24 protein-coding genes are annotated in these 24191 nt (G+C 64.8%); 11 read left to right on the forward strand and 13 right to left on the reverse strand.

The features are described from left to right. Positions 1-66 precede the first annotated feature (66 nt). From DY468_RS02660 to radA, 5 genes are all read right to left on the reverse strand, one after another. Positions 67-1293, reverse strand: a complete 1227-nt coding sequence (locus DY468_RS02660; protein ID WP_107356030.1) for an ABC transporter substrate-binding protein — start codon at positions 1291-1293, stop codon at positions 67-69. Between the two features lie 82 nt (positions 1294-1375). Next, entirely contained in the window at positions 1376-2119 is a 744-nt protein-coding gene (locus DY468_RS02665; RefSeq protein ID WP_164602127.1) for an SDR family NAD(P)-dependent oxidoreductase, read from the reverse strand. A gap of 129 nt (positions 2120-2248) precedes the next feature. Further along, positions 2249-3778, reverse strand: coding sequence for an amidophosphoribosyltransferase (gene purF / locus DY468_RS02670; protein ID WP_164602129.1), 1530 nt, complete (start codon positions 3776-3778; stop codon positions 2249-2251). 23 nt (positions 3779-3801) lie between these two features. Beyond that, positions 3802-4437 (reverse strand): CvpA family protein, encoded by a 636-nt coding sequence (locus DY468_RS02675; RefSeq protein ID WP_164602131.1) that lies wholly within the window; start codon positions 4435-4437, stop codon positions 3802-3804. Positions 4438-4650: 213 nt separating this feature from the next. Continuing rightward, positions 4651-6108 (reverse strand): DNA repair protein RadA, encoded by a 1458-nt coding sequence (gene radA / locus DY468_RS02680; RefSeq protein ID WP_164602133.1) that lies wholly within the window; start codon positions 6106-6108, stop codon positions 4651-4653. A 149-nt stretch (positions 6109-6257) separates the two neighbouring features. Between radA and DY468_RS02685 the strand changes: the two genes are divergently transcribed. Further along, on the forward strand, positions 6258-6650 hold the full coding sequence (locus DY468_RS02685; RefSeq protein ID WP_164602135.1) for a NifB/NifX family molybdenum-iron cluster-binding protein: 393 nt from the start codon (positions 6258-6260) through the stop codon (positions 6648-6650). A gap of 61 nt (positions 6651-6711) precedes the next feature. Further along, complete coding sequence (locus tag DY468_RS02690) at positions 6712-6972, forward strand: hypothetical protein (protein ID WP_246700862.1); 261 nt, start codon at positions 6712-6714, stop codon at positions 6970-6972. A 148-nt stretch (positions 6973-7120) separates the two neighbouring features. Here the strand turns inward: DY468_RS02690 and alr are convergent, their stop codons facing one another. Together alr and DY468_RS02700 are read right to left on the reverse strand one after the other, a co-directional pair. Next, complete coding sequence (alr, locus tag DY468_RS02695) at positions 7121-8365, reverse strand: alanine racemase (RefSeq protein ID WP_164602137.1); 1245 nt, start codon at positions 8363-8365, stop codon at positions 7121-7123. A gap of 68 nt (positions 8366-8433) precedes the next feature. Then, complete coding sequence (locus DY468_RS02700) at positions 8434-9930, reverse strand: replicative DNA helicase (protein ID WP_164602139.1); 1497 nt, start codon at positions 9928-9930, stop codon at positions 8434-8436. A 398-nt stretch (positions 9931-10328) separates the two neighbouring features. On the opposite strand from DY468_RS02700, the gene DY468_RS02705 reads away from it, so the two are divergent. Further along, positions 10329-10526, forward strand: a complete 198-nt coding sequence (locus DY468_RS02705) for a hypothetical protein (RefSeq protein WP_164602141.1) — start codon at positions 10329-10331, stop codon at positions 10524-10526. A gap of 40 nt (positions 10527-10566) precedes the next feature. Here DY468_RS02705 and DY468_RS02710 read toward each other — a convergent pair whose 3' ends face one another. After that, a complete protein-coding gene (locus tag DY468_RS02710) occupies positions 10567-11817 on the reverse strand; it encodes a cyclopropane fatty acid synthase (protein WP_164602142.1) in 1251 nt (416 codons plus the stop codon). A 297-nt stretch (positions 11818-12114) separates the two neighbouring features. Between DY468_RS02710 and DY468_RS02715 the strand changes: the two genes are divergently transcribed. Next, positions 12115-13002 carry a flagellar biosynthesis protein FlhF gene (locus DY468_RS02715; RefSeq protein WP_349644236.1) on the forward strand — a complete coding sequence of 296 codons (888 nt, stop codon included), beginning with the start codon at positions 12115-12117 and terminating at the stop codon, positions 13000-13002. 172 nt (positions 13003-13174) lie between these two features. Here the strand turns inward: DY468_RS02715 and rplI are convergent, their stop codons facing one another. The 5 genes from rplI to DY468_RS02740 form a co-directional block, all read right to left on the reverse strand. After that, positions 13175-13762 carry a 50S ribosomal protein L9 gene (gene rplI / locus DY468_RS02720; RefSeq protein WP_164602146.1) on the reverse strand — a complete coding sequence of 196 codons (588 nt, stop codon included), beginning with the start codon at positions 13760-13762 and terminating at the stop codon, positions 13175-13177. 37 nt (positions 13763-13799) lie between these two features. Beyond that, positions 13800-14750 (reverse strand): hypothetical protein, encoded by a 951-nt coding sequence (locus DY468_RS02725; RefSeq protein WP_164602148.1) that lies wholly within the window; start codon positions 14748-14750, stop codon positions 13800-13802. Positions 14751-14876: 126 nt separating this feature from the next. Further along, the gene (rpsR, locus tag DY468_RS02730) at positions 14877-15116 is read right to left on the reverse strand and encodes a 30S ribosomal protein S18 (protein ID WP_011158623.1); all 240 of its coding nucleotides are present in this window, start codon (positions 15114-15116) and stop codon (positions 14877-14879) included. Positions 15117-15121: 5 nt separating this feature from the next. Beyond that, a complete protein-coding gene (gene rpsF, locus DY468_RS02735; RefSeq protein ID WP_164602150.1) occupies positions 15122-15598 on the reverse strand; it encodes a 30S ribosomal protein S6 in 477 nt (158 codons plus the stop codon). Positions 15599-15905: 307 nt separating this feature from the next. Next, positions 15906-17192, reverse strand: coding sequence for a GGDEF domain-containing protein (locus DY468_RS02740; RefSeq protein ID WP_164602151.1), 1287 nt, complete (start codon positions 17190-17192; stop codon positions 15906-15908). A 266-nt stretch (positions 17193-17458) separates the two neighbouring features. Here DY468_RS02740 and fabD point away from each other — a divergent pair, with 266 nt between their 5' ends. From fabD to gmk, 7 genes are all read left to right on the forward strand, one after another. Beyond that, complete coding sequence (gene fabD / locus DY468_RS02745; RefSeq protein WP_164602153.1) at positions 17459-18418, forward strand: ACP S-malonyltransferase; 960 nt, start codon at positions 17459-17461, stop codon at positions 18416-18418. 19 nt (positions 18419-18437) lie between these two features. Further along, positions 18438-19175 (forward strand): 3-oxoacyl-[acyl-carrier-protein] reductase, encoded by a 738-nt coding sequence (gene fabG, locus DY468_RS02750; RefSeq protein ID WP_164602155.1) that lies wholly within the window; start codon positions 18438-18440, stop codon positions 19173-19175. 303 nt (positions 19176-19478) lie between these two features. Then, a complete protein-coding gene (locus DY468_RS02755; protein WP_009799564.1) occupies positions 19479-19718 on the forward strand; it encodes an acyl carrier protein in 240 nt (79 codons plus the stop codon). Between the two features lie 96 nt (positions 19719-19814). After that, positions 19815-21080 (forward strand): beta-ketoacyl-ACP synthase II, encoded by a 1266-nt coding sequence (gene fabF, locus DY468_RS02760; protein WP_164602156.1) that lies wholly within the window; start codon positions 19815-19817, stop codon positions 21078-21080. A gap of 206 nt (positions 21081-21286) precedes the next feature. Further along, positions 21287-22534 (forward strand): endolytic transglycosylase MltG, encoded by a 1248-nt coding sequence (gene mltG, locus DY468_RS02765; protein WP_164602158.1) that lies wholly within the window; start codon positions 21287-21289, stop codon positions 22532-22534. Between the two features lie 101 nt (positions 22535-22635). Beyond that, positions 22636-23523, forward strand: coding sequence for a YicC/YloC family endoribonuclease (locus DY468_RS02770; protein WP_164602160.1), 888 nt, complete (start codon positions 22636-22638; stop codon positions 23521-23523). Between the two features lie 2 nt (positions 23524-23525). Next, positions 23526-24188 carry a guanylate kinase gene (gmk, locus tag DY468_RS02775; RefSeq protein WP_164602162.1) on the forward strand — a complete coding sequence of 221 codons (663 nt, stop codon included), beginning with the start codon at positions 23526-23528 and terminating at the stop codon, positions 24186-24188. Positions 24189-24191: the final 3 nt, after the last annotated feature.

Consider the following 24191-nt stretch of genomic DNA (forward strand, 5'->3'; position numbering starts at 1 on the left):
CAGAAACACGATGGCCGGGGGATTGCCCCGGCCATCGCGGATCATCGGGCGGTCGGGTGCACGCAGCTATTTCTTCACCAGCGGGCACTCGCTGTCCGCCAGCGGACGCGCAGCGTCTTCGGCGGAGATGTCGGCGACTTTCTTGTAGTAGTCCCACGGGCCCTTGGACTCGGCCGGCGATTTCACTTCGAACAGGAACGCCGGCACCATGCGGCGGCCGTCGGCGCGGATCACCGATTTGCCGAACGGCAGATCGTCCGCCGGGATTTCTTTCATCTTGGCGACGACCTTGGCGCCGTCATGCGGATTGCCGCCCATCGCTTCCAGCGTCTTCAGATAGTGCAGCACCGCGGCATACACGCCGGCCTGGGTCATCGACGGTTTGGCGTTGTTCTTGGCCTGCTTCTGGAAGCGGTCCGCGAACGCACGGGTGTTGTCGTTGAGGTCCCAATAGTAGGACTCGGTGAAGGTCAGGCCTTGCGCCGTCTTCAGCCCGAGCGAGTGCACGTCGTTGATGAACAGCAGCAGCGCGGCGAGCTTTTGACCGCCCGCGGTGATTCCGAACTCCGCGGCCTGCTTGATCGAGTTGGTGGTGTCGCCGCCGGCATTGGCGAGGCCGATCACCTTGGCCTTCGACGCCTGCGCTTGCAGCAGGAACGACGAGAAGTCCGGGGTGTTCAGCGGATGCTTGACGCTGCCGACCACCTTGCCGCCATTGGCCTTGACGACCGCGGTGGTGTCGCGCTCGAGCGCGGCGCCGAACGCGTAGTCGGCGGTGAGGAAGAACCAGGTATCACCGCCGGCCTTGGTCAGCGCCTGACCCGTGCCGTGCGCCAGCATATAAGTGTCGTAGGTCATCGAGATGGTGTTGGCGTTGCACGCCTTGCCGGTCAGGTCGGCGCTGGCGCCGCCCGAGTTCATCAGGATGCTGTTCTTCTCTTTGACCAGATTGCTGATCGCGAGCGCGACGCCCGAATTCGGCGTGTCGGTGATCAGGTCGACCTTGTCGACGTCGATCCACTGCCGCGCCAGGTTGACGCCGACGTCCGGTTTGTTCTGGTGATCGCCGGAGACCAGTTCGATCTTCCAGCCCTTCGCTTCGAGCCCGGAATCGGCGATCGCCATCTTCGCGGCGACCACTGAGTTCGGGCCGCCGATGTCGGCGTACAGGCTCGACATGTCGTTAAGTACGCCGATCTTGGCGGTCTTGTCGCCGGACTGGGCCGACGCCGGCAGGATCAACGCCGCACTCACCAACGCAGCAGCGATGGCGTGCGAGAACACTCCTCTCATCACTTCCCCCTTTGTATGGATAGCTGATTGACCGCGGATGTTTCCCCGCTTGCAGTCAGTCAATCGCGCTGCCGGGCCGAAGTCAATCGGCCTGGGGGTCTTTCAGGGTGCGAGACGGGCCGTCGAACAGCTTGCCGGTTTCGGTAAAGGAGGGCAGGCACAGCGGCAGCAACAGTTCCGCTGCCTGATCCGGCGTCGGCAGAGTTTCCGGGTCTTCTCCCGGCATCACGCTGGCGCGCAGCTTGGTGCGGGTCGGACCGGGATCGAACAGGTTGATGCGGATAGCCGTCGTATTCACGACTTCCTTGGCCCAAACCTGAACCAGCGTTTCCAGGGCGGCCTTCGATGCCGCATAGGGACCGCGATAGCCCGGTGCCTTGCCGCCGGCGAGCGAGGTCAGGAACACGGCACGGCCGGCATCGGAGGCGCGCAGCAGCGGCTCCATGCAGCGAACGAGTTGGAAGTTCACATTCAGGTTGATGCCGATGACATCGAGCCACGGCTTCAGCTCGATATGGCCGAGCGGCGACGACGGGCCGCCGATGCCGGCGTTGCCGACCAGAACGTCGAGCTTGCCATGGCGTTCGTAGATCGTGCCGCCGAGGCGGCCGATCGCCTGATAGTCGGTGAGATCAAGCGGGACCAGCGTCAGCGGATGACCGCCGTCCTTGCGCACCTCGTCGTCGAGCTCCTCGAGGCCGCCCTGGGTGCGGGCAACGGCGATGACGTGCGCGCCGGCCTTGGCGAGCGCCTTGGCGGTGGCGTAGCCGATGCCGCGCGAGGCGCCGGTGACGAGAGCAATGCGGGAAGCGAGAGGTTGGGTCATGACAGGTCCGGCATAAGATATATCGCGTACTGTCATACGCGGACCGGACCCGAGTATCCATCCTCTAAAAGAGGTATCGAAGGCACCGTCATCGACAGAGTCGATGACGGTGTGAAACCGATCGCCGGGTCAGCTTGCTTCGGCGAGCAATGAGAGCTGCCGCGGCGCCGACTCAGTCTGATTGTGGTCGGTGAGGCCGGTCGGGTAGTCGCCGGTAAAGCAGTGGTCAGTGAACTTCGGCAACGCCGGATCGCGGCCCGGTTCACCCATCGCGCGATAGATGCCGTCGACCGACAGGAACGCCAGGGTGTCGGCGCCGATCAGGTCGCGCATCTCTTCGAGCGAATGCGTTGCGGCCAGCAGGCCGGCGCGATCCGGGGTGTCGATGCCGTAGTAGTCCGGGTGGGTGATCGGCGGCGAGGCGATGCGGAAGTGCACCTCGCGGGCGCCGGCATCGCGCATCATCTTCACGATCTTCTTCGACGTGGTGCCGCGGACGAGAGAGTCGTCGATCAGCACGATCCGCTTGCCTTCGATCGCGGCGCGGTTGGCCGAATGCTTCATCCGCACGCCGAGTTCGCGCACGCTCTGGGTCGGCTGGATGAAGGTGCGGCCGACATAGTGGTTGCGGATGATGCCGAGCTCGAACGGCACGCCGGACTGCCGCGAATAGCCGATCGCTGCCGGCACGCCGGAATCCGGCACTGGCACCACCACGTCGGATTCGACGTGGCTCTCGAGCGCGAGCTGGGCGCCGAACGCCTTGCGGACATCGTACACCGAACGGCCACCGACCATCGAATCCGGCCGGGCGAAATAGATGTACTCGAAGATGCAGGGGCGGGGCGGCTGCGGCGGGAACGGCTTGTGGCTGGTCACGCCGTGACGATCGAACACAACGACTTCGCCGGGCTCGACGTCGCGGACGTAATGCGCGCCGATGATGTCGAGCGCACAGGTCTCCGACGCCAGGATCGGGCAGCCGTCGAGTTCGCCGAGCACCAGCGGGCGGATGCCGAGCGGATCGCGGGCGCCGACCAGCTTCTTGTTGGTCAGCGACACCAGCGAATAGGCGCCTTCCAGCGCGCGCAGCGACTCGATGAAGCGCTCGATGAAGCGGGTCTTCTTGGAGTGCGCGACCAGATGCAGGATCACCTCGGTATCGGTGGTCGACTGCATGATCGCGCCGCTGCGGATCAGCTCACGGCGCAGGGTGAGGCCGTTGGTGAGATTGCCGTTGTGGCCGACCGCGAAGCCGCCAGCGTTGAGCTCGGCGAACAGCGGCTGGACGTTGCGCAGGATGGTCTCGCCGGTCGTCGAATAGCGAACGTGGCCGATCGCCGAATTGCCCGGCAGCCGCGCGATCACGTCGGCGCGGGAGAAGGTGTCACCGACCAGGCCGAGGCGACGCTCGGAATGAAACCGGCCGTTGTCGAACGACACGATGCCGGCGGCTTCCTGACCGCGGTGCTGCAGCGCGTGCAGGCCGAGCGCGGTGATCGCGGCGGCATCGGGGTGCCCGAAAATGCCGAACACGCCGCACTCTTCGCGCAGCGTGTCACCGTCGGTATCGAAAACGGTCTCGTCGAGGATATGTTGGTCGCGAGCGTCCGAAGAGGGCGTTGCGGCGTCGTCGGAAGAGCTGGGCATCGCGTCCATCGCCCCTTTCATGTGGGACACGCTCAACGCGTGGCCGGTTTGCCCTCTATCAGCTTTTTCAGGCCGTCACGGGCGGGTTTGCTGTAGCCGTCACTGGTGCCGGGAGCAGCCGAATCGTCGGTCTGCTGCTGCTCGTCCTCCGGCTTGTTCTTCTTGAACCGCTTCAAGATGGTATTTTCAGGGTCGTCCGGCAAGAGCGTCATCAGCCAATCGCCGGTTCCCTGCAGAACGGTGCGCGACTTGGCGTTGGTGACCCATTCGGGGCGCTGCTTGTCCGGCACCAGCCAGTTGAAGAACAGATACGCCACCACCACGATCAAAAGGCCGCGGGCCAGACCGAACAGGAAGCCGAGGGTGCGGTCGAGCGCGCCGATGCGCGAATCCAGGATCATGTCCGAGATCCGCACCGTGATGATCGACACGATGATCAGGGTGCCGAGGAACACGCCGGCGATCACCACCACGGCGGCGACCGTCTCGGACGAGAAATAGGTCCGCGCCATCGGCATCAGCTTCTGGAACGCGTACAGCGTCACCAGGGCGGCGGCGCCCCAGGCCGCGATCGACAGCACTTCGCGCATGAAGCCGCGCACCATCGCCAATAGGCCCGACACCAACATCACCGCGAGAACAACGAGATCGAGGATGGTAATCGGCATCGGCAGGTCAGGTCCGCTCGGTCAGCACAACGGCGAATCGGCGTGCACGGTATCGGCACAGGTGACGGTGGTATGGCACGCGGCGCAAGGTCAGAAAACTGTTCCGGTCCGCCTCGTCACAGCAATGTTCCGCTGGGTTAAGGCTTGGTGGCCGGATACGTTCAGCTTGCGCGCGCGTTGTATAGCGGCGCGTCTTGCAAACGTCACGCCGCTTCATCCCTCCTGGCGCCGGAATCGCGCCGGTGTGGCATTTGAGGCAGCTTTCGTCCGCGGCGAACCGTCGTCGTCACCGCGCCGCGTGCCGCGCGCCGCGATGTCAGCAACCAGACTGGAGAGGCCGCCGACGGACTGCAGCGCCAGACCGGCATCGGCCGGGGAATCGCCCCGGGTTTGTTCGGGCAGAACGGCGCGGGCAAAGCCGAGCTTGGCGGCTTCCTTCAGCCGTGCCGGGGTCTGCGCCACCGGCCGCACTGCGCCCGACAGTGAGATCTCGCCGAAATACACCGCATCGGTCGGCAGCGGCGCGTTCGCCAGCGACGACACCAGCGCGGCGGCTGCGGCGAGGTCGGCGGCGGGTTCGTTGATGCGCAGGCCGCCGGCAACGTTGAAGTAGACGTCGTAGCCAGACAGCTTGACGCCGCAATGCGCCTCCAGCACCGCGAGCACCATCGACAGCCGCGCTGAATCCCACCCCACAACTGCGCGGCGCGGGGTACCGAGCGTCGACGGCGCCACCAGTGCCTGCAACTCGACCAGCACCGGGCGGGTGCCTTCGATGCCGGCAAACACCGCCGTGCCCGGCGAGCCGAGGTCGCGCTCGGACAGAAACAGCTCCGACGGGTTGCTGACTTCCCGCAGGCCCAAGCCGGTCATTTCGAACACGCCGATCTCGTCGGTCGGGCCGAAGCGGTTCTTCACCGAGCGCAGGATGCGGAACTGCTGCGAGCCTTCGCCTTCGAACGACAGCACCGCGTCGACCATATGCTCGACGACGCGTGGGCCGGCGATCTGGCCGTCCTTGGTGACGTGGCCGACCAGGATGATCGCCGCACCGGTTTTCTTGGCGAAGCGGATCAGCGCCTGCGCCGAGGCGCGCACCTGCGTCACCGTACCGGGCGCGGACTCGACGGTGTCGGTCCACATCGTCTGAATCGAGTCGATCACGATCAGTTTCGGCGTCGTGCCCTCCGAGAGGGTTGCGACGATGTCTTCGACCGAAGTCTCGGCGGCGAGTTCGACCGGCGCGGAGGCGAGGCCGAGTCGTTCGGCGCGCAGCCGCACCTGCGCGATCGCTTCTTCGCCGGAGATGTACACGGTGCGGTGTCCGGCCTTGGCCATCAGGCTGGTCGCCTGGGTCAGCAGCGTCGACTTGCCGATACCGGGATCGCCGCCGACCAGCAGCACCGAGCCGCGCACGAAACCGCCGCCGGTGACGCGGTCGAGTTCGGCCATGCCGGAGGGCAGGCGAGGGGCGTCGTTACTCTTGCCTGCCAGCGATTCCAGCCGGAACGTCCGGCCGCGCCGCTTGGCGCGGATCGACACTGGCACTGCGTTGTCGCCGGCTTCCTCGACCAGCGTATTCCACTCGCCGCACGCCTCGCATTTGCCCTGCCAGCGATTGAACGCCGCGCCGCAGTTCTGACAGACGAAGGAAGAGGAGGCTTTGGCCATCGCGTGCTCGGCTGGACCGGGGGAGATATGTTATTGATGTTCATAGTTTGTTCTATTCGTCAACGGTCCAGCAGACAGCCGCCGACGTTTGGTCGAGAATGGGAGTGAACTCGGGCGCCCGCCCGGAGCGCGATTGGGACAGACCGGACATGAAGATCGCCATTCCGACCCAGGACTGGGCCACGATCAGCGGCCATGCCGGGCAGGCGTCGCGCTGGATGGTGTACGATCTTTCGGCGCATCGCGACGGCCGGCCGCTGCCGCCGCCGTCGCGTGTCGAACTGGCCAAGGAACAGCTGCCGCATTATTTCAAGGACGACGGCCCGCATCCGCTCGACGGCGTCGAGCTGATCGTCGCCGGCAGCGCCGGCGACGGCTACGTTCGTCACATGAAGAAGCGCGGCGCCGATGTGCTGCTCACCGGCGAGACCGACCCGGCGACCGCGATCGATCTGATCATCAAGGGCGAGACGCTGCCGGACCAGCGCTTTGACATCACCACGACGCTGTGCCGGCTGCGGGATATGTTCTCCCGGCACTGACGGCGGTTCGGCTCGCGCGCGACCGTAGGCGGCTCGCTCGAAAGCGTTTTAGAATAGTCCGATGATGCGTAACGATCGGGACAAGCGGGACTACGAGCGGCGGAAATGGCGGCAGGTCGCCGGCCATTTCGGGATGGGTGCGGCGTTCGGAGCGCTGTTCGCAGCGATCGTGCTGTACAACAATTACTTCGGCCTGTCGGGCGTGATCGCGACCAGCGAGGCGCCGACCCTGGTGCGGATCATCTTCGTAGTCGGCGTCGCCGGATCGTTCGCCTTCATGGCGGCGATCACCGGATTTCTGTTTTTGGTGCACGAGGATTGAGCCGCACCTGCACGCGCGCGCTCATGATTTCCGCGGGTCATCTCCACGTCATTGCGAGGAGCGCCGCGACGAAGCAATCCATGAACTGAGTGTTCGGCGCTTGGATTGCTTCGCTTCGCTCGCAATGACGTCGGCGGGTGACGTGCTCTCAGCTCGCCGGAACTGCCGGTTCGACCGATGCGACCGGCTCAGTCGCCGGCTTGGCGTCGCCGCCTTTGTAGATCCGGGAATAGCGCCGGCCGAGGCTGGTCAGCACCTCGTAGCCGATCGTGCCGAAGTGATGGCCGAGTTCGTCCACGGTGATGCCTTCGCCGATCAGCGTCGCCATCTGGCCGCGGCGCGCCGCATTGGCGGGCAGGTCGGTGACGTCGACCGCGATCAGATCCATCGAGATACGGCCGGCGATCGGGCAGCGTTCGCCGGCGATGATCACCTCGGCGCCGCGGGTGCCGTCGCTGGAGCCGGCGGCGCGGAAGTAACCGTCGGCGTAGCCGGCCGACAGCACCGCGATCCTGGTCGGGCGCCGAGCGCTCCAGGTCGCTCCGTAGCCGACAGTGTCGCCGCGTTCGACGGTGCGAACCTGAACGATGCGCACCTTCAGGTCGACCACCGGCTGCATCGGATTGTCGGCTTCCGGCGTCGGATTGATGCCGTAAAGCGCTGCGCCGGGCCGCACCAGATCGAACGCGAATTGCGGTCCCCGGAAGATGCCCGACGAAGCCGACAACGACGCCGGCACGCCGGCGAACTCGCCGGCGATTTCGCGAAATGCGGACACCTGATTGGCGTTCAGCGGATGATTGACCAGATCGGCGCAGGCGAGGTGGCTCATCACCAGCGTGATGCCGTGGTTGCCGGCGACGATCCGCGGCACGATGCTCTGCGCCTCCGCGATCGTCAGCCCGAGGCGGCTCATGCCGGTGTCGATGTGGAGCGCAGCACCGCCGCGCCACCCGCTGGTGCGGCAGAATGAGTCCCACTCGGCGAGCTCGTATAGATCCCCGATCACCGGGCGGCAGTTCAGCTTGGCGAACTCATCGCCGGAGTTCGGAAAGAATCCGTCGAGCACATAGAGGGTCGCATCGGGAGCGACGTCGCGCACCGCGCGCGCTTCGCCCAGCGTGGCGACGAAGAAGGTCCTGCAGCCAGCGGCGAGCAGTGCTTTGGTGACCGGACCGGCACCGCAGCCATAAGCGTTGCCCTTGACCACGCCGGCGCATTCGGACGGCACAGCCGTCTTCTCCAGCTTGCGCCAATTGGCGACGAGTGCGTCGAGATCGACGGTGAGAATGCCGGACGTCGCCGGGTTGGTTGCTGCGAGTTCGGCGCTAACAGCCGCCTCCGGCGCCGGCAGGCCGGCGGCGGTCGCGTTCGGATCGGGAAGGATATTCATGGCGCACCTTAATGCGTTGCCTGCGGCCCGTTCAACGGCAGCCGGCGCGGCCCAGATCCGCTTCGGCGTCAAATCCGCTCGGGCAGATGACTGTCGTCGGTGAGGTCGCTGAAGCGGGTGAACTGGCCCTCGAACTGCAGATCGACGGTGCCGGTCGGGCCGTGACGCTGCTTGGCGATGATGACTTCGGCCTTGCCGTGGACCAGCTCCATATCGGTCGCCCACTTCTCGTGTTCGGGCGTGCCGGGCCGCGGCTCCTTGTTCTGGAGATAGTATTCTTCACGGAACACGAACATCACGACGTCGGCGTCCTGCTCGATCGATCCGGATTCACGCAAGTCTGCGAGCTGCGGCCGCTTGTCGTCGCGGGATTCGACCTGACGCGAGAGCTGCGACAGCGCGATGACCGGAATGTTCAATTCCTTCGCCAGCGCTTTCAGGCTGGTGGTGATCTCGGTGACTTCCTGGACGCGGTTGTCGCCCTTCTTGCTCGAGCCCTGGAGCAGTTGGATGTAGTCGACCACCAGCATGTCGAGGCCCTTCTGCCGCTTCAGGCGTCGGGCGCGGGCGGTAAGCTGCGCGATCGACAGGCCGCCGGTTTCGTCGACGTAGAGCGGCAGAGACTGCAGCTCGATCGAGACGTCGCGGATCTTGTCGAAGTCGGCGTCGGAAATGCCGCCGCGGCGGATCTTGCTCGACGCGATCTCGGCCTGCTCGGCGAGAATACGGGTGGCGAGCTGTTCGGCCGACATTTCGCACGAAAAGAAGCCGACGATGCCACCATTGACGGTTTTGGTCGAACCATCCGGCTGCACCTCGCCGCGATAGGCCTTGGCGACGTTGTAGGCGACGTTGGTGGCGAGCGCCGTCTTGCCCATGCCGGGACGTCCGGCGAGCACGATCAAGTCGGAGTGCTGCAGGCCGCCCATCCGGGTATCGAGGTCACGCAGTCCGGTGGAGATGCCCGACAGCTTGCCGTCGCGCTGGAACGCTTTCGCCGCCATGTCGACGGCGGTTGTCAGGGCCTGGGAGAACTTCTGGAAGCCGCCTTCGTAGCGGCCGGATTCTGCCAGTTCGTACAGCCTTCGCTCGGCGTCTTCGATCTGGTTCTTCGGCGCGAAGTCGACCGGAGCGTCGTAGGCGACGTTGACCATGTCGGTGCCGATGCCGATCAGGTCGCGGCGCAGCGACAGCTCGTAGATGGTCCGCCCATAGTCCTGCGCGTTGATGATGGTGGTGGCTTCGGCGGCGAGGCGGGCCAGGTATTGCGCGACCGTCAGGCCGCCGAGATCGAGATCGGCAGCGAGAAACGTCTTCAGCGTGACCGGCGTCGCGATCTTGCCGGCCCGGATGATGCTGGCCGCGGTTTCGAAAATCGTCTGATGGATCGGCTCGAAGAAGTGCTTCGATTCGAGGAAGTCCGAAACCCGGTAGAACGCATCGTTGTTGACCAGGATCGCGCCCAGCAGGGCCTGTTCGGCCTCGATGTTGTGCGGTGCGGTCCGGTAGGCCGGCGCGCCCGGTTCCGGAGCGAGCTTGAGAACGTTCGAATCAGATGCGGCCATAGCTCTCGAATATCGGATCGATTTTGTCGGATGCGGGGCGCGACTAAAGCGCCGATTTCGTCGGGAGCGAAAGCGGCAATCGCGCGTTATGCCCAACCACGACAAGAATGTGGATGACCGCTCGAGCCGCCGTCACCCGTGCTTGACGTGTTCCGGCGGCGTTGCGGCCGAATTGAACCTGGCGGCGCCGTGGGGCGACTGTTCAAAATGGACGGTCGAGACAGATCGATCCGCTCCAGTCGGGGATTCGTAAGAATTTTCGGCGAGGATGGTTCGAAAGACGCGATCACCGAGGCGCCCTGACGGGATGCACTCGAACAAGGGGACGCGAAACAGGGCAAGAGCGTCGAGGCACTCCGCAGCGGCTCGCGGGCGTCCTCGGATGATGGACACAGACGATGGCGCAGCATTATTGCCACGACGACTCCGACCGTGATTGGCTGACCTCGCTGATCGAGTCCTTCGAACGGGCCGAAATGGAAGAGGCCGAGCATCGACCGTGCGATCGCGAACTGCTGCGTGCCGCCAAAGCACATTTGGCGCGGCCTTTGCCGCCGGAGGCGAAGCAGGAGCTTCCGGTCCGTTTGGTGAGCTGAGAATTTCTTCGGCCACCACCAGGGACGTTCATCAGGGACGTCACTCGCCGGCGAGTTGCAGCCGCGGTCGGTGGCTGCTTTCGATCCCACGCAATCGTCGTTCTTCGGCAGCAATGTAGTTGCGGGTGATCGGCACCACACCCTGGCGGCGGGTGATCTGAATCTGAAACACCATGGTGTTCTGCTTCCGGAAGGACATCTCCGACGCCGCCAGATAGAACTCCCACATTCTGACGAAACGGGCGTCGTAGAGCCGTTCGGCTTCCTCACGATGCGCCAGGAAGCGCTCGCGCCACGCTTTCAGCGTCTCGGCATAATGCAGCCGAAGGATTTCGATGTCACAGACCAGCAGCCCGGCGCGTTCGATCGCCGGCAGCACTTCCGAGAGCGCCGGCAGATAGCCGCCCGGGAAGATGTATTTGGCGATCCACGGATTGGTGAAGCCCGGCCCTTCGGAGCGGCCGATCGAATGCAGCAGCATCACGCCGCCCTCGTCGAGCAATGCGGCGCAGCGCCGGAAGTAGGTGTCGTAATGGGCGACACCGACGTGCTCGAACATGCCGACCGAGACGATGCGGTCGAACGGGCCGGGGACATCGCGATAGTCCTGCAGCAGGAAGCGGGCTCGGTTGGCGAGGCCGCGTTCGGCGGCGCGGCCGTTGGAGACCTGAAGCTGCTCCTGCGACAGCGTCACGCCGGTGACATCCGCGCCGCAGGTTTCGGCCAGATACAATCCCAAGCCGCCCCAGCCTGAACCGATATCAAGCACCCGCTGTCCAGGCGCGGTCTGCAGCTTAGCGGCGACATGACGCTTCTTGGCGAGCTGGGCGTCGTCGAGACTGGCATCGGGCGCTTCGAAGTATCCGCAGCTATATTGCTTGTCGGAATCCAGAAACAGCGCGTAGAGCCGGCCGTCGAGATCGTAATGATGGGCGACGTTGTTGCGCGACCGGCTGCGCGGATTGAACTGGTGCAGGGTCCGGATCCAGTAGCGCACGAGGCCGTGGAGTTTGGTCCAGCGCGGTGTCCAGTCGGGCTGGTCCATGACGACCGCCAGCAGGTCGGCGATCGAGCCCTGCTGCATCACCAGGCCGCCGTCCATATAGATCTCGCCGAGCGCGAGCTCGGGATCGACCAGCAGGCGACGTTGTGCGATGCGCGATGTCAGTCGCGCGTGCACAGGCTTGCCGGTGCCGTCGCCGCAGGTGAAGGTTGTGCCGTCCGAGGTTGTAAAGATGATGTTGCCGCGTCGGATGAAGCGGTTCAGCAGCAGACGAAATACTCCGTCCATCGACCTGCCTCAAAACCGGACGCCGTCAGCGACGCGGCGCCTCGATTGCTTCAACGCCGGCCGTGCGGTTCTGTTCGTATCGCTGTCACCCGACCACGGCCGAAGCATTCACAGGTAACATCCGCGTTATGACGATGGGGCCGATCAGGTGCCTCATTTCAAGCACGGTAATGTTCCATCTCTCCGCTTCCAATCATCTCACAATTCGCTAAAAGGTCACCGCCGCGGCTGCGGTGATTTTTTGCATCGGAGGGCTAAATGGTAAGCCGATTGCTCAGTTCGGTAGCGGTATTGCTCGTGCTCGGCGCGGCCGTCGCACAGCCCGCCCGAGCCCAGAATCTAGAAGCGGGCAAGAGCTCGGCGGAGATCTTCTCCAGCACCTGCGCGGTCTGTCACAAAAGTCCGCGGGGTCTGCTGCGCACCGTCCCACCGAACGCGGTCGCCTCTTTTCTGAGGCAGCACTACACCACCAGCAGTGACATGGCCGCCATGTTGGCCGGCTACGTGGTCTCGAACGGCGGCGCGGATGCTCGCGGCAGGCAGGATTCTCCGTCCGAGCCGAGGCAGCGACGCAAGCGCCGCGGCGCTCAAGAAGTCGTTGCTCCGGAGGAGGCCGCGCCCGCACCGCAGGCTGAAGAACCGAAGGTCCAGCGGGGCCGTAAGTCCAAGCGCCGCGCCGCGCCGGTCGAGGCGGAGAAGCCCGCCGAGACCGCTGCTCCGGCTCCAGGCGCAGAAGCCGAGCCGGCTGTTGCTCCCGAGCCGGAAGCCAAGCCGGCCAAGAAGCGCACCGACAAGAAGCGTCATCACCAGAAGCCGGCTCAGCCAGAAGCCGCCAAGCCGGAGACGCCTGTGGCCGAGCCCAGCAAGGCGGAGACGGGCGCTGCACCCAAGCATGGCGCTGACAAGCCCGCCGCTGCTCCCGCGGCCGAAACTCCCGCGCGCACCGATCCGGTGCCCGCCGTGACCCCGGCGCCGAAAGCGGCCGAGCCCGAGCCGGCCAAGCCCGCGGCGCCTGCCGAGGCCAAGTCGCCTGCCGCAGCTGCACCGGCCGCGGCGCCTCAGCCTGCGCCGTCGCCAGCCGGTCCGCCCAACAATCGGTCGTCGGAAACTCCGTCGTCGACCGAGGTGGCGCCATCTCCGGCGCCGCAGCCTTCCGGCTCCGCCGACGCGCCTGCGTCGAAATAATTCGGGACCATTTGATGCTGAAAAGGGCCGCTTCGACGCGGCCCTTTTTTGTATTTCGGGCTGTTCATTCCAGCGCCCCGGTCTGAAGGGCCGTGAATGCTGGGCCGGACGGCAAAAGGCCCGGCCTGATTGCTCAGGCCGGGCCTCGGCATTGCGAGATTGCGAACGCTGCTTACTGCTCGGCCGGCTGCTCTTCGCCGAACTGCGCGTCCGGATCGAAGAATTCGCCGGCGGCGGCAAGCGCCTCGGCGGCGGCGTCTTCGTCCTCGCGGCGGGAGGAGATGTCCTCACCGCGGTTGATCCGCTCGGCTTCCTCGGCGCTGCGCGCCACGGTGACCGACACCTCGACTTCGACTTCCGGATGCACCGCGACCTGGATGCTGTGCTTGCCGATGGTCTTGATCGGCGCGTCGAGCAGCACCTGGCTGCGATCGATCTTGACGCCCTGGCCGTCGAAGCTGGCGATGATGTCGCGCACCGACACCGAACCGAACAACTGGCCGCCTTCCGACGCCTGGCGGATCACCACCACGTTCTGACCGTCGATCTTCTCGGCGACCTTGGAGGCCTCGGCCTTCGCGGCGATGTTGCGCGCCTCGAGGTCGGCCTTCATGTGCTCGTACTTCTCGCGGTTGGCGGCGGTGGCCCGCAGCGCCTTGCCGCGCGGCAGCAGGAAGTTGCGCGCGTAACCGTCCTTGACCCGCACCAGCTCACCCATTTGGCCGAGCTTGGCGACGCGTTCCAGCAGAATAACTTCCATAACGATATCTCCTCGTGGTGTGTTTGCGAATGTCGTTTCAGTGAGAGGGCGGAGGCGGCATCGAGCGGCGCTGGAAGTAGCGCTGTCGAAGATTCAAGAAGGCGTCTGCCAGTCCGAGGGCGATCAAGCCGACGGCTGGCCACAGGAAGATCAGCATCAGCGCATAGGCCGAACTGAGCAGAAACAGGCGGTTGCGCGATGCCTGCGTCAGGGTGTGCAGCGTCGCGGCGCCGGTCAGCCCATAGGCGACGAACAACGCCGCACTGGCCGTTTTGCCGAGCAACGACGTCAGGCCGCCAACGAAGCTCAGCGCCAGCGCAAGAGACAAGACTGCAAGGATCATCGGCGGCAGTTCGATGGTCCGCAGGTCCGGCCATGGCCGCCCCAGGCGGTTGGAGGCGGACGTGATGCGGGCGGCCAGCCAGAGGTTGAGCGTCACCGTGAGCATCGCGACGGTCGCGGCAGCGGGCGGAGCGATCGCCACCAGCGCATCGATCAGCGCCGCGTCGCTTCCTGGTACGCTACGGGGGCCGAGCGCGCGCTGCAATCCGCTGCGCAGTCCATCGGTAATCGTTGCGCCGTCGGTGCCGAGCGTGAACAGGGCTGCCATCGTCGAGGTCGCGGCGAACCCAGCCATCCAGACGATCAGGCGGCCGACCGGGTACCACTCGAGATCAGCCGGCTCGCCTTGCGGCACGTCCGCCGGCCGGGCCAGCAGCGCAAGGTGACCGAGCCAGCAGGCAGGGACGGCAATGGTGACGACGAAGGCGATGGCGTAGGGGACGCTGACCAGCGCAGCGAGACCGAGAGCGGCCATAATCCCGCCGATCGCGGCGGCGAGCACGCCCCAGCCGAGCGCAGCCACCATCAGCGGCAACGGAGCCAGATAGAACAGAAGTAATGAGATCAGCGCGCCCGAGACGATCGAGACGAACATCAGCGCCGAAGCACAGCCGGCGGCGAGCGCAATCAGAATGTTGATCATCATCAGCTGTCCCGCTCCCTTCGAGCGGTTAGAGGCGCTTTGCCCCAACCATCGGCGACCGGACGGTCCGGAAGCCTTATGAGAAAAAGAGGAGAGCCCCGCGGCGTGAACGCCGCGGGGCGACTTCGATTAGCGGATCACGTAGGGCAGCAGACCGAGGAAACGGGCGCGCTTGATGGCGCGCGCGAGCTCGCGCTGCTTCTTGGCGGACACGGCGGTGATGCGGCTCGGCACGATCTTGCCGCGCTCCGAGACGTAACGCATCAGTAGCTTGGAGTCCTTGTAATCGATCTTCGGCGCATTCGCTCCCGTGAACGGGCAGGTCTTGCGGCGGCGGAAGAACGGACGGCGTGCACCTGCTTCAGCCATGATGCTTACTCCTCGACTGCTGCTGCGGGGGCGTCGGCGTCTTCACGCGGACGGCGCGGACCACGATCGCCACGGAAACCGTCGCGGTCGCCACGGCCTTCGCGATCACCGCGGAAGCCACCCTCGCGGGGGCCACGGTCGTCGCGCTCGCGGTCGCGATCAGCCTTGCGCATCATCGCCGAGGGGCCTTCCTCGTGCTCGTCGACGCGCACCGTCAGATAACGGATGACGTCTTCGTTGATCCGCTCCTGGCGTTCGACTTCGGCCACCACCGCGGCGGGGCCGTCGATGTTCAGCAGCACGAAATGCGCTTTGCGGTTCTTGTTCATGCGGTAGGTGAGGGAGCGCAGACCCCACGACTCGGTCTTGGCGACCTTGCCGCCGAGACCTTCGATCACGCCGGTGATCTGGGTGGTGAGCTCTTCAACCTGCTGGGCGCTGGCATCCTGACGCGCCAAAAATACATGCTCATAAAGAGGCATGACTGTCCTTTCTCGTGTGAGCGCAAACCCGGCGGCAAGCCCTTCGAACCCTTCGGAAAGGACTCGACTGCTCAGAAGGCGGAAGCACGGGACGACGAGCCGACTGGCTCTGCCGCATCACAATCGCCCGAGGGTGAAAATGGTACAGCCGTCCGTTCAGCTCCCGGCCAGGATCTGCGGATGCCGGGGTTATAGGGGGTTTTGGCGAATTGGCAAGTGTTGTGCCTACAAGCGTTGGACGCGGGTGATCACGGCCAGCTGGGCGCCGCCCGGCGCGGTTCCGTCGCCAGCCAGTGACCGCGGTCGATCAGATATGATCGCCGGGGGCTGGCATCCGCTCGGCGCGGCGGGCCATTCTGGCGTCGGCATCGGGTTCGGGGACAAGGTCTACGGTCTCGACTGACCGGGTGCCGTAAGCGACATGGATGCCTTTGCCACGACGCTTTGCAGCGTACATGGCGATGTCGGCCGCACTCAACAGATCATCGGCGGTATCCCCGTCCTGCGGGAAACTGGCGCTGCCGATGCTGATTCCGATATCGAGGGGAGTTCCGAGGCCGATGTCGTAAGGTTCCGAGACGCTCGTGATGATGCGGCTGGCAATTTCGTCGGCTTCAGCAGGTGTGATCGTGGGAATCAGCATTACAAATTCGTCGCCGCCGACCCGGAAGATCACCTCTTCGCCACCAACGGCGTCGCGCAGCCGGTCGGCCACGGCAACCAAAGCGGCATCGCCAGCCGAATGGCCAAGCCTGTCATTGATCGTCTTGAAGCCATCGAGGTCGAGGCCGAACACCGTGAACGGCTGACGGTCGGTCCGCGATTCTGCCACGTTGCTGCTCAGCAATTGCGCGAGACGAGCGCGCTTCATGACGCGGTTGGGCAGGCCCGTGAGGGAATCATAGGTCGCCAGCCGGAGATTCTGGCTCTCGGAGAGAACCAATTCGAGAAGGATCTGGTAGTTCTCCAGCAGGACCACCACCACCCCAATTCCGTAGATCGGAAACAGGAAGGTCATGACGTTGATGTGCGGAATGGCCGAGCCGATCGTGGCCAGGGAGAACGGCAACACCAAAATGCCAATCTGGGTGATTCCGAAATGTGGCGTGCCCGCGCTGCGCGAGGAGATCCCACCTGTCAGCCCGGCGATCACCATGCCGGCCAGCAAGGTCAATGTCGGATCGCCCGACAACACGCACAGGACGCAGCCGATCGAATAGGTCGTCGATCGGGTTAAATCGAGAATCATCGTCGCGGTCGCATTGCCCTTGCGACCCGATGCCGTCGCCCTTTGCAGGGCGACCACGGCGGCGAACCGGGCAACGCTCAGCGCGATTTCGGTGCCCAGCCAAGCATAGGCCCAGACTGCGCCTGAGAGATAAGCGGTGACGGCGACGGTCAGGATGGTTCCCACCATCGCGATCACAAGCGTCCGCAGTTTGGTCTGGCTCTGCAGGACCAGTTTTCTGACGATCGGCGCTGGCTGCGGCCGCGGGCCACCGGTCAACCAGTCGGTCAAGCGCTCAGACAAACGCTGCCGCTTTGCTGCCGGAGCGGAATGCTGCTGGTCGCTGGTGGTGTTCGACAAGGTCATCAGGACGCCAATTGACGGATGTCCTGCACTAGCGCGTGCGAAGGTTGAATCCGTTTTAAGACCCATTCGCGATCGCCGGTCAGGGTGAATTTTCTCTGGCAGGCGGGCGGCTGACCGCCTGTCGGCGGCCGGCCAATTGTGCTTGCTGCCGCACGCATGGCCCACCGCCCAGCTTTGCCGGCCGCGGTTTCCGGCTTCCGTCCAGCTTGACATTGTCGGGCTGGGCGGTGTCTTTCGGCGCACTTTGATGACATTCAGGGGCGCAGATGAACGCAGCATTTACCTTTCCGGGGCAGGGCTCGCAGGCTGTTGGCATGGGCAAGGCTCTGGCCGAAGCCTTCCCGGCGGCGCGCGCGGTGTTCGACGAGGTCGACGCTGCACTCGGCGAAAAGCTGACGTCGATCATCTGGGAAGGTCCGGCGGAAACGCTGCAGCTCACCGAGAATGCGCAGCCGGCGTTGATGGCGGTGTCCATTGCTGCACTTCGAGTGCTCGAGGCCGAAGCCGGCGTATCGGTCGCGCGTGACGCCGCCTTCGTCGCCGGCCATTCACTCGGGGAATATTCCGCGCTGGCCGCCGCCGGGAGCTTGAGCGTCAGCGATACCGCGCGGCTGCTGCGGATCCGCGGTCAGGCGATGCAAAAGGCGGTGCCGGTCGGCGTTGGCGCCATGGCGGCGCTGCTCGGGCTCGACTACGACACGGCGGTCGCGGTAGCGGCCGAAGCCGCGCAGGGTCAGGTCTGCCAGGCCGCGAATGATAATGGCGGCGGTCAGGTCGTCGTCTCCGGTCATAAGGACGCCGTGGAGCGCGCGGTCGAAATCGCCAAAGGCAAAGGCGCCAAGCGCGCGATGCTGCTGCCGGTGTCCGCTCCCTTCCATTGTTCACTGATGCAGCCGGCCGCCGAGGCGATGGCCGAAGCGCTGGCGGGCGTCACCATCAACGCGCCGGCGGCACCGCTGGTCGCCAACGTTCTGGCGTCGCCGATCACCGATCCGGACGAGATCCGCCGCCGGCTGGTCGAGCAGGTCACCGGCACCGTGCGTTGGCGCGAGTCGGTCGCCTTCATGGCGTCGCAGGGGGTCACCCGCTTCCTGGAGATCGGCGCCGGCAAGGTGCTGAGCGGCCTGGTCAAGCGCATCGCCGACGGTGCGACTGGTATTTCCGTAGGTGGCCCCAACGACATCGCGTCTGCGAAAGACGCGTTGGCGGCGGGCCGGTCGGCTTAAGCCGGCACAAGGAGGCAAGATGTTCGATCTGACAGGCAGAACCGCGCTGGTCACTGGCGCAACCGGTGGTATCGGCGGCGCGATCGCTCAGGCGCTGCACGGCCAGGGCGCGACCGTCGGCATTTCCGGTACGCGCCGGGAGGCGCTCGATACGCTGGCTGCCAAGCTCGGCGAGCGCGTGCATGTGCTGCCGTGCAATCTGTCGGATGCGGCCGACGTTGAGGCACTGGTCCCGGCTGCCGCCGAGGCGATGGGCGGGCTCGATATCCTCGTATGTAACGCAGGTATCACCCGCGATAATCTGTTTGTGCAGCTGCGGGACGAGGACTGGGACGAGGTGATCCAGGTAAACCTCACCGCCACCTTCCGGCTGACACGCGCCGCCACCAAGCTGATGATGCGCAAGAAGTTCGGTCGCATCATTGCGATCACTTCGGTGGTCGGTGTTACCGGCAATCCGGGGCAGGGCAACTACACGGCGTCGAAGGCCGGCTTGATCGGCATGATCAAGACGCTCGGCGCCGAATATGCCAAACGTAACGTCACGGCGAACTGCATCGCGCCGGGCTTCATCGCCACGCCGATGACCGACGTTCTCAACGACAAACAGCGCGAAGCGATTCTGGGCAAAGTCCCGGCCGGGCGGCTCGGTACGCCCGAGGACATCGCCGCTGCGGCGGTTTATCTCAGTTCGAACGAGGCCGCCTACGTCACCGGACAGACCATTCACGTCAACGGCGGGATGGCGATGATCTGAGGCGATCTGCGAGGCTGTGGCGGCGTGTGCGATCCTGCTCCCGCCGCCCCGGCCTTGTGGTCAATGCATCGGAAGTATGATAACCGAAGCACCGGCGGACAGGCAAAAGAAGGCCATTGCAGGATGTCCAAACCCTGTATATTGCCGATGGGGAGCCTGACGCCTAGTGGTCGGCTTCGACCCGGGGACGGGGGCAAAATCAACACACTTCGCGATGCGACGGGAACTTAGCGAGTTGACGCACCACGATGGCTCGTATCGTCTGTCGGTCGGGTCGAAACGGAACAGCACGGGGTTAAATAGATGAGTGAGATTGGCGAGCGGGTTAAGAAGATCGTGGTCGAGCACCTTGGTGTCGAGCCCGAGAAAGTGGTCGAGAGCGCCAGCTTCATCGACGATCTCGGCGCGGACAGCCTCGATACCGTCGAACTCGTGATGGCCTTCGAAGAAGAGTTCGGCTGCGAAATTCCGGACGATGCCGCCGAGACGATTCTCACCGTCGGCGACGCCACCAAGTTTCTCGAGAAGAACGCCAAGAGCTGACGCTCCGCGTGATGCAACGGAAGCCGGACGGGCCGCATGACCGCGGTCCACCGGCTTCTTGTTTTGCGTCGCGCATCTAATTCCGGAGTAGTGGAGATGAGACGGGTTGTCGTCACGGGCCTTGGCATGGTGTCGCCGCTGGGCTGCGGCGTCGAGCCAACCTGGAGTCGCGTGCTGGCCGGCGAGAGCGGCGCGCGCAAGATCGACACGTTCGACGTCTCCGACATCGCCAGCCAGATCGCCTGCGTTATTCCGCGCGGCGACGGCACCAACGGCACTTTCAATCCCGACCAGTGGATGGAGCCGAAAGACCAGCGCAAGGTCGACGACTTCATCGTCTACGCGATGGCGGCTGCTCGCCAGGCGCTCGACGATGCCGGCTGGCATCCGTCGACCGAGGAAGAGCGCTGCGCGTCCGGCGTACTGATCGGTTCCGGCATCGGCGGCCTGCAGGGTATCGCCGAGACTGCGCTGCTGCTCGAGCAACGCGGACCGCGCCGGATTTCTCCGTTCTTCATTCCCGGTCGCCTGATCAACCTCGCATCCGGCTACGTTTCGATCGAGTTCGGCCTCAAGGGTCCGAACCATTCGGTTGTCACCGCGTGCTCGACCGGCGCGCATGCGATCGGCGATGCGTCGCGGTTGATCGCACTCGGCGATGCCGATGTGATGGTCGCCGGTGGCACCGAATCCCCGATCAGCCGTCTGGCGATGGCCGGGTTCGCGGCGGCGCGCGCGCTGTCGACCGGCTTCAACGACACGCCGACCAAGGCTTCGCGACCTTACGACAAGGATCGCGACGGCTTCGTGATGGGCGAGGGGGCCGGCGTCGTCGTTCTCGAAGAGTACGAGCACGCCAAGGCGCGCGGCGCCAAGATCTATGCCGAAGTGATCGGCTACGGCCTGTCGGGCGATGCCTATCACATCACCGCGCCGAGCTCGGATGGCGACGGCGCGTTCCGTTGCATGAGCGCCGCGATCAAGCGCGGCGGCATCGCTGTGTCGGACATCGACTACATCAACGCGCACGGCACCTCGACGCCGCTCGGCGACGAGATCGAACTCGGCGCGGCTCAGCGCCTGCTCGGCAATGCTGCATCGCGGGTGTCGATGTCTTCCACCAAATCCTCGGTCGGCCATCTGCTCGGTGCGGCCGGCGCCGTCGAGGCGATCTTCAGCGTGCTTGCGATTCGCGACAACGTCGCGCCGCCGACGATCAATCTCGATAACCCGTCGGTCGAGACCGCGATCGATCTGGTGCCTTGGAAACCTCGGCCCCGCGAGATCAACGTTGCGTTGTCGAACTCTTTCGGGTTCGGTGGCACCAACGCGTCGTTGCTGTTGCAGCGCGTGCCGAACTAGACGCGGCGCGCCTCGTCATCCACCGTTTCGCCGCAATCGCTGCTAAACGCTACTGTGGTCCGCCAGTTTCGGAGTATGATCGGTTGCTGCCCTCATCGGGCTGGATAGACTCCAGACCGGACATTGCATCGACGTCGTGATCCCGAATGTCGCCGGCGCAGATTGCGCGGGCCCCAATCCGAGCCGACAGGATTCAGGTTGCACCGATGAGTGACAGGCCGCCGATTTCACCGAGAAGCCCACGCGCGGCACTTGAACCGGAGCAGCTTCCGCCTCCGCCGAAGCGGTCGGACCACGCCCGCAATCCGCTTGTGATCGTCGGCAATGCGATCATTACGTTCATCGTGGTGGTGATGATCGGTGCCGGCGGCTTGTACGTCTACGGCAAGAACAAGCTCGAAGCGCCGGGTCCGCTTGCCCAGGACAAGACGGTCAACATTCCGCAGCGCGCTGGTCTCGACGACATCGCCCAGATTCTGAAACGCGAAGGCGTGATCGAGGACGGCTGGCTGGTTTTCGCCGGCGGTGTGATGGCGCTCAGGGCGCGCACCGAGCTCAAGCCCGGCGAGTATCTGTTTCAGAAGAACGCCAGCCTCCGCGATGTGATCGGCACCATCGTCGAGGGCAAAGTGGTGCAGCATGCGATCACGATTCCGGAAGGGCTGACCTCGGAACAGATCGTCGAGCGGCTCTCCGACAACCCGATCCTGACCGGAAGTATTCGCGAAATTCCGCGTGAAGGAACATTGCTGCCCGAGACCTACAAGTTTCCACGAGGCACCCCCCGCGAGCAGGTGTTGCATCGTCTGCAGAGCGCGCAGAAGCGTGTCCTCGCTGAGATCTGGGAGCGCCGCAATCCCGACTTGCCGATCAAGACTCCGGAGCAATTAGTCACCTTGGCTTCGCTGGTGGAGAAGGAGACAGGCAAGCCGGAAGAGCGGACTCGCGTCGCGGCCGTGTTCGTCAATCGCCTGCAGAAGAAGATGCGACTGCAGTCCGATCCGACCATCATCTACGGTCTGGTCGGGGGCAAGGGCACGCTCGGTCGCCCGATCAAGCGCAGCGAGATCACTCAGCCGTCGCCTTACAACACCTATGTGATCGACGGTCTGCCTCCTGGGCCGATCGCTAACCCCGGACGGGCCTCGCTGGAGGCTGCGGCCAATCCGGCGCGCACCCGCGATCTGTATTTCGTCGCCGATGGCAGCGGCGGCCACGCGTTCAGCGACAACTACGAGCTGCACCAGAAGAACGTCGCCAAGCTGCGCGCGCAAGAGAAGCAGACTCAGAACGATGCTGTCGAGCCTGCAGACGACGCGACATCGAGTTCTGTCGCGCCGGCAGCCGAAAGCGAATCCGGTGCCGCCGCAGCGCCCGCTGGCGCCCCGAAGGCGAAGGCTGGCTCGCAGAAGCGTCGTCCGCGCCATGCGGCGCCCGAGGCGACGACCGAGTAGTTTACACGCGGACGAAGGTTCACATTGCGGCGGCGTTTGCGCTAAGTTCCGCGAACCTTTACGAGGCGATTCTCAAGCCCAAATCCGGAGACAGTGACGCCATGTCGTTATCGAGCATGACCGGGTTTGCACGCAGCCACGGCTCCAGCGGCCCCTACGTGTTCGAGTGGGAATTGAAGTCTGTGAACGCCAAGGGCTTCGATTTTCGGATGCGGCTGCCGACCGGGTGGGACGACATCGAGCCAACGGTACGCAAGCGCGCAGCGGAAGTGTTAGTTCGTGGAACGGTGTACGCCAATCTGACCGTGAAGCGGGCCAACGCGGCATCGACCATTCAGATCAATCAAGACGTGCTGGCTTCGGTTCTGAAAGTTGCGAGTGAGATCGCCGGCAAGGTCGACGCGGTGGCACCCAGCATCGACGGTTTGCTGGGCATCAAGGGTGTCATCGAAGTGGTCGAACCGGAGGCTGACGAGGCCGAGGACAAGGCCGCACGCGCTGCTGTCGAGGCCGCCTTCGCCGAAGCGCTGAACAGCCTCGTCGAGATGCGGAAGCGCGAAGGCGACAGCCTCGGGACGATCCTGGCTCAGCGTCTGCAAGAGCTCGAAGCCCTCGCCAAGCAGGCCGAGGCCGCGCCGGGGCGCAAGCCGGAAGCGATCAAGGCGAGGCTCGCCGAGCAGATCGCGGCACTGCTCGACACCTCGGATCGCTTCGACGCGGATCGGCTGCATCAGGAAGCGATCATGATGGCGACCAAGGCGGACATCCGCGAAGAACTCGACCGCATCGCCTCCCATATCGCGCAAAGCCGGGAGATTCTGGCCAAGGGCGGCGCCGTCGGCCGTCGGCTCGATTTTCTCGCGCAGGAGTTCAACCGGGAGGTCAACACCTGTTGCTCCAAGTCGATTGATCTGGAGCTCACCAACGCGGGATTGGCGATGAAGAACGTTGTCGAGCAGTTCCGCGAACAGGTTCAGAATCTGGAGTGACCATGAGCGACGGAGCGGCAGTCGGGCACAATGGTGTCGAGCGGCGGGGCGTGATGTTCGTCCTGTCGTCGCCATCGGGCGCCGGCAAGACGACACTGTCGCGGATGCTGGTGAAAGAAGCGGCCGGCCTGCAGATGTCGGTCTCCGCAACCACTAGGCCGATGCGCCCGGGCGAGGTGGATGGGCGCGATTACTTCTTCGTGGATCGTCCGAAGTTCGACGCGATGGTCGCCGCGGGAGAGTTTCTCGAATGGGCAAACGTCTTCGACAATTGTTACGGCACGCCGCGCGCGCCGGTCGAGGCGGCGCTCGCCGCGGGACGTGACGTTCTGTTCGACATCGATTGGCAGGGCACCCAGCAATTGCGCAGCCATGCACCCAACGACGTCGTCAGCGTGTTCGTGCTGCCGCCCTCGGTGCAGGCGCTCGAGCATCGCCTGCACACGCGCGCGCAGGACAGCCACGAGGTCATCCAGGGCCGGATGAAGAAGGCCGGCGACGAGATGAGCCACTACGACGCTTACGACTACATCGTCGTCAACGACAATGTCGGTATCGCATTCGAGTCGGTGAAGGCGATCCTGCGTGCCGAGCAGCTCAAGCGCGAGCGTCAGATCGGCATCGACGCATTCGTTCGAGATATGCGTCAGCAGCTCGAGGGCTGACGC

Origin of the sequence: Rhodopseudomonas sp. BR0M22, assembly GCF_010907035.1 — a bacterium.
In the GTDB taxonomy this organism is placed as follows: domain Bacteria; phylum Pseudomonadota; class Alphaproteobacteria; order Rhizobiales; family Xanthobacteraceae; genus Rhodopseudomonas.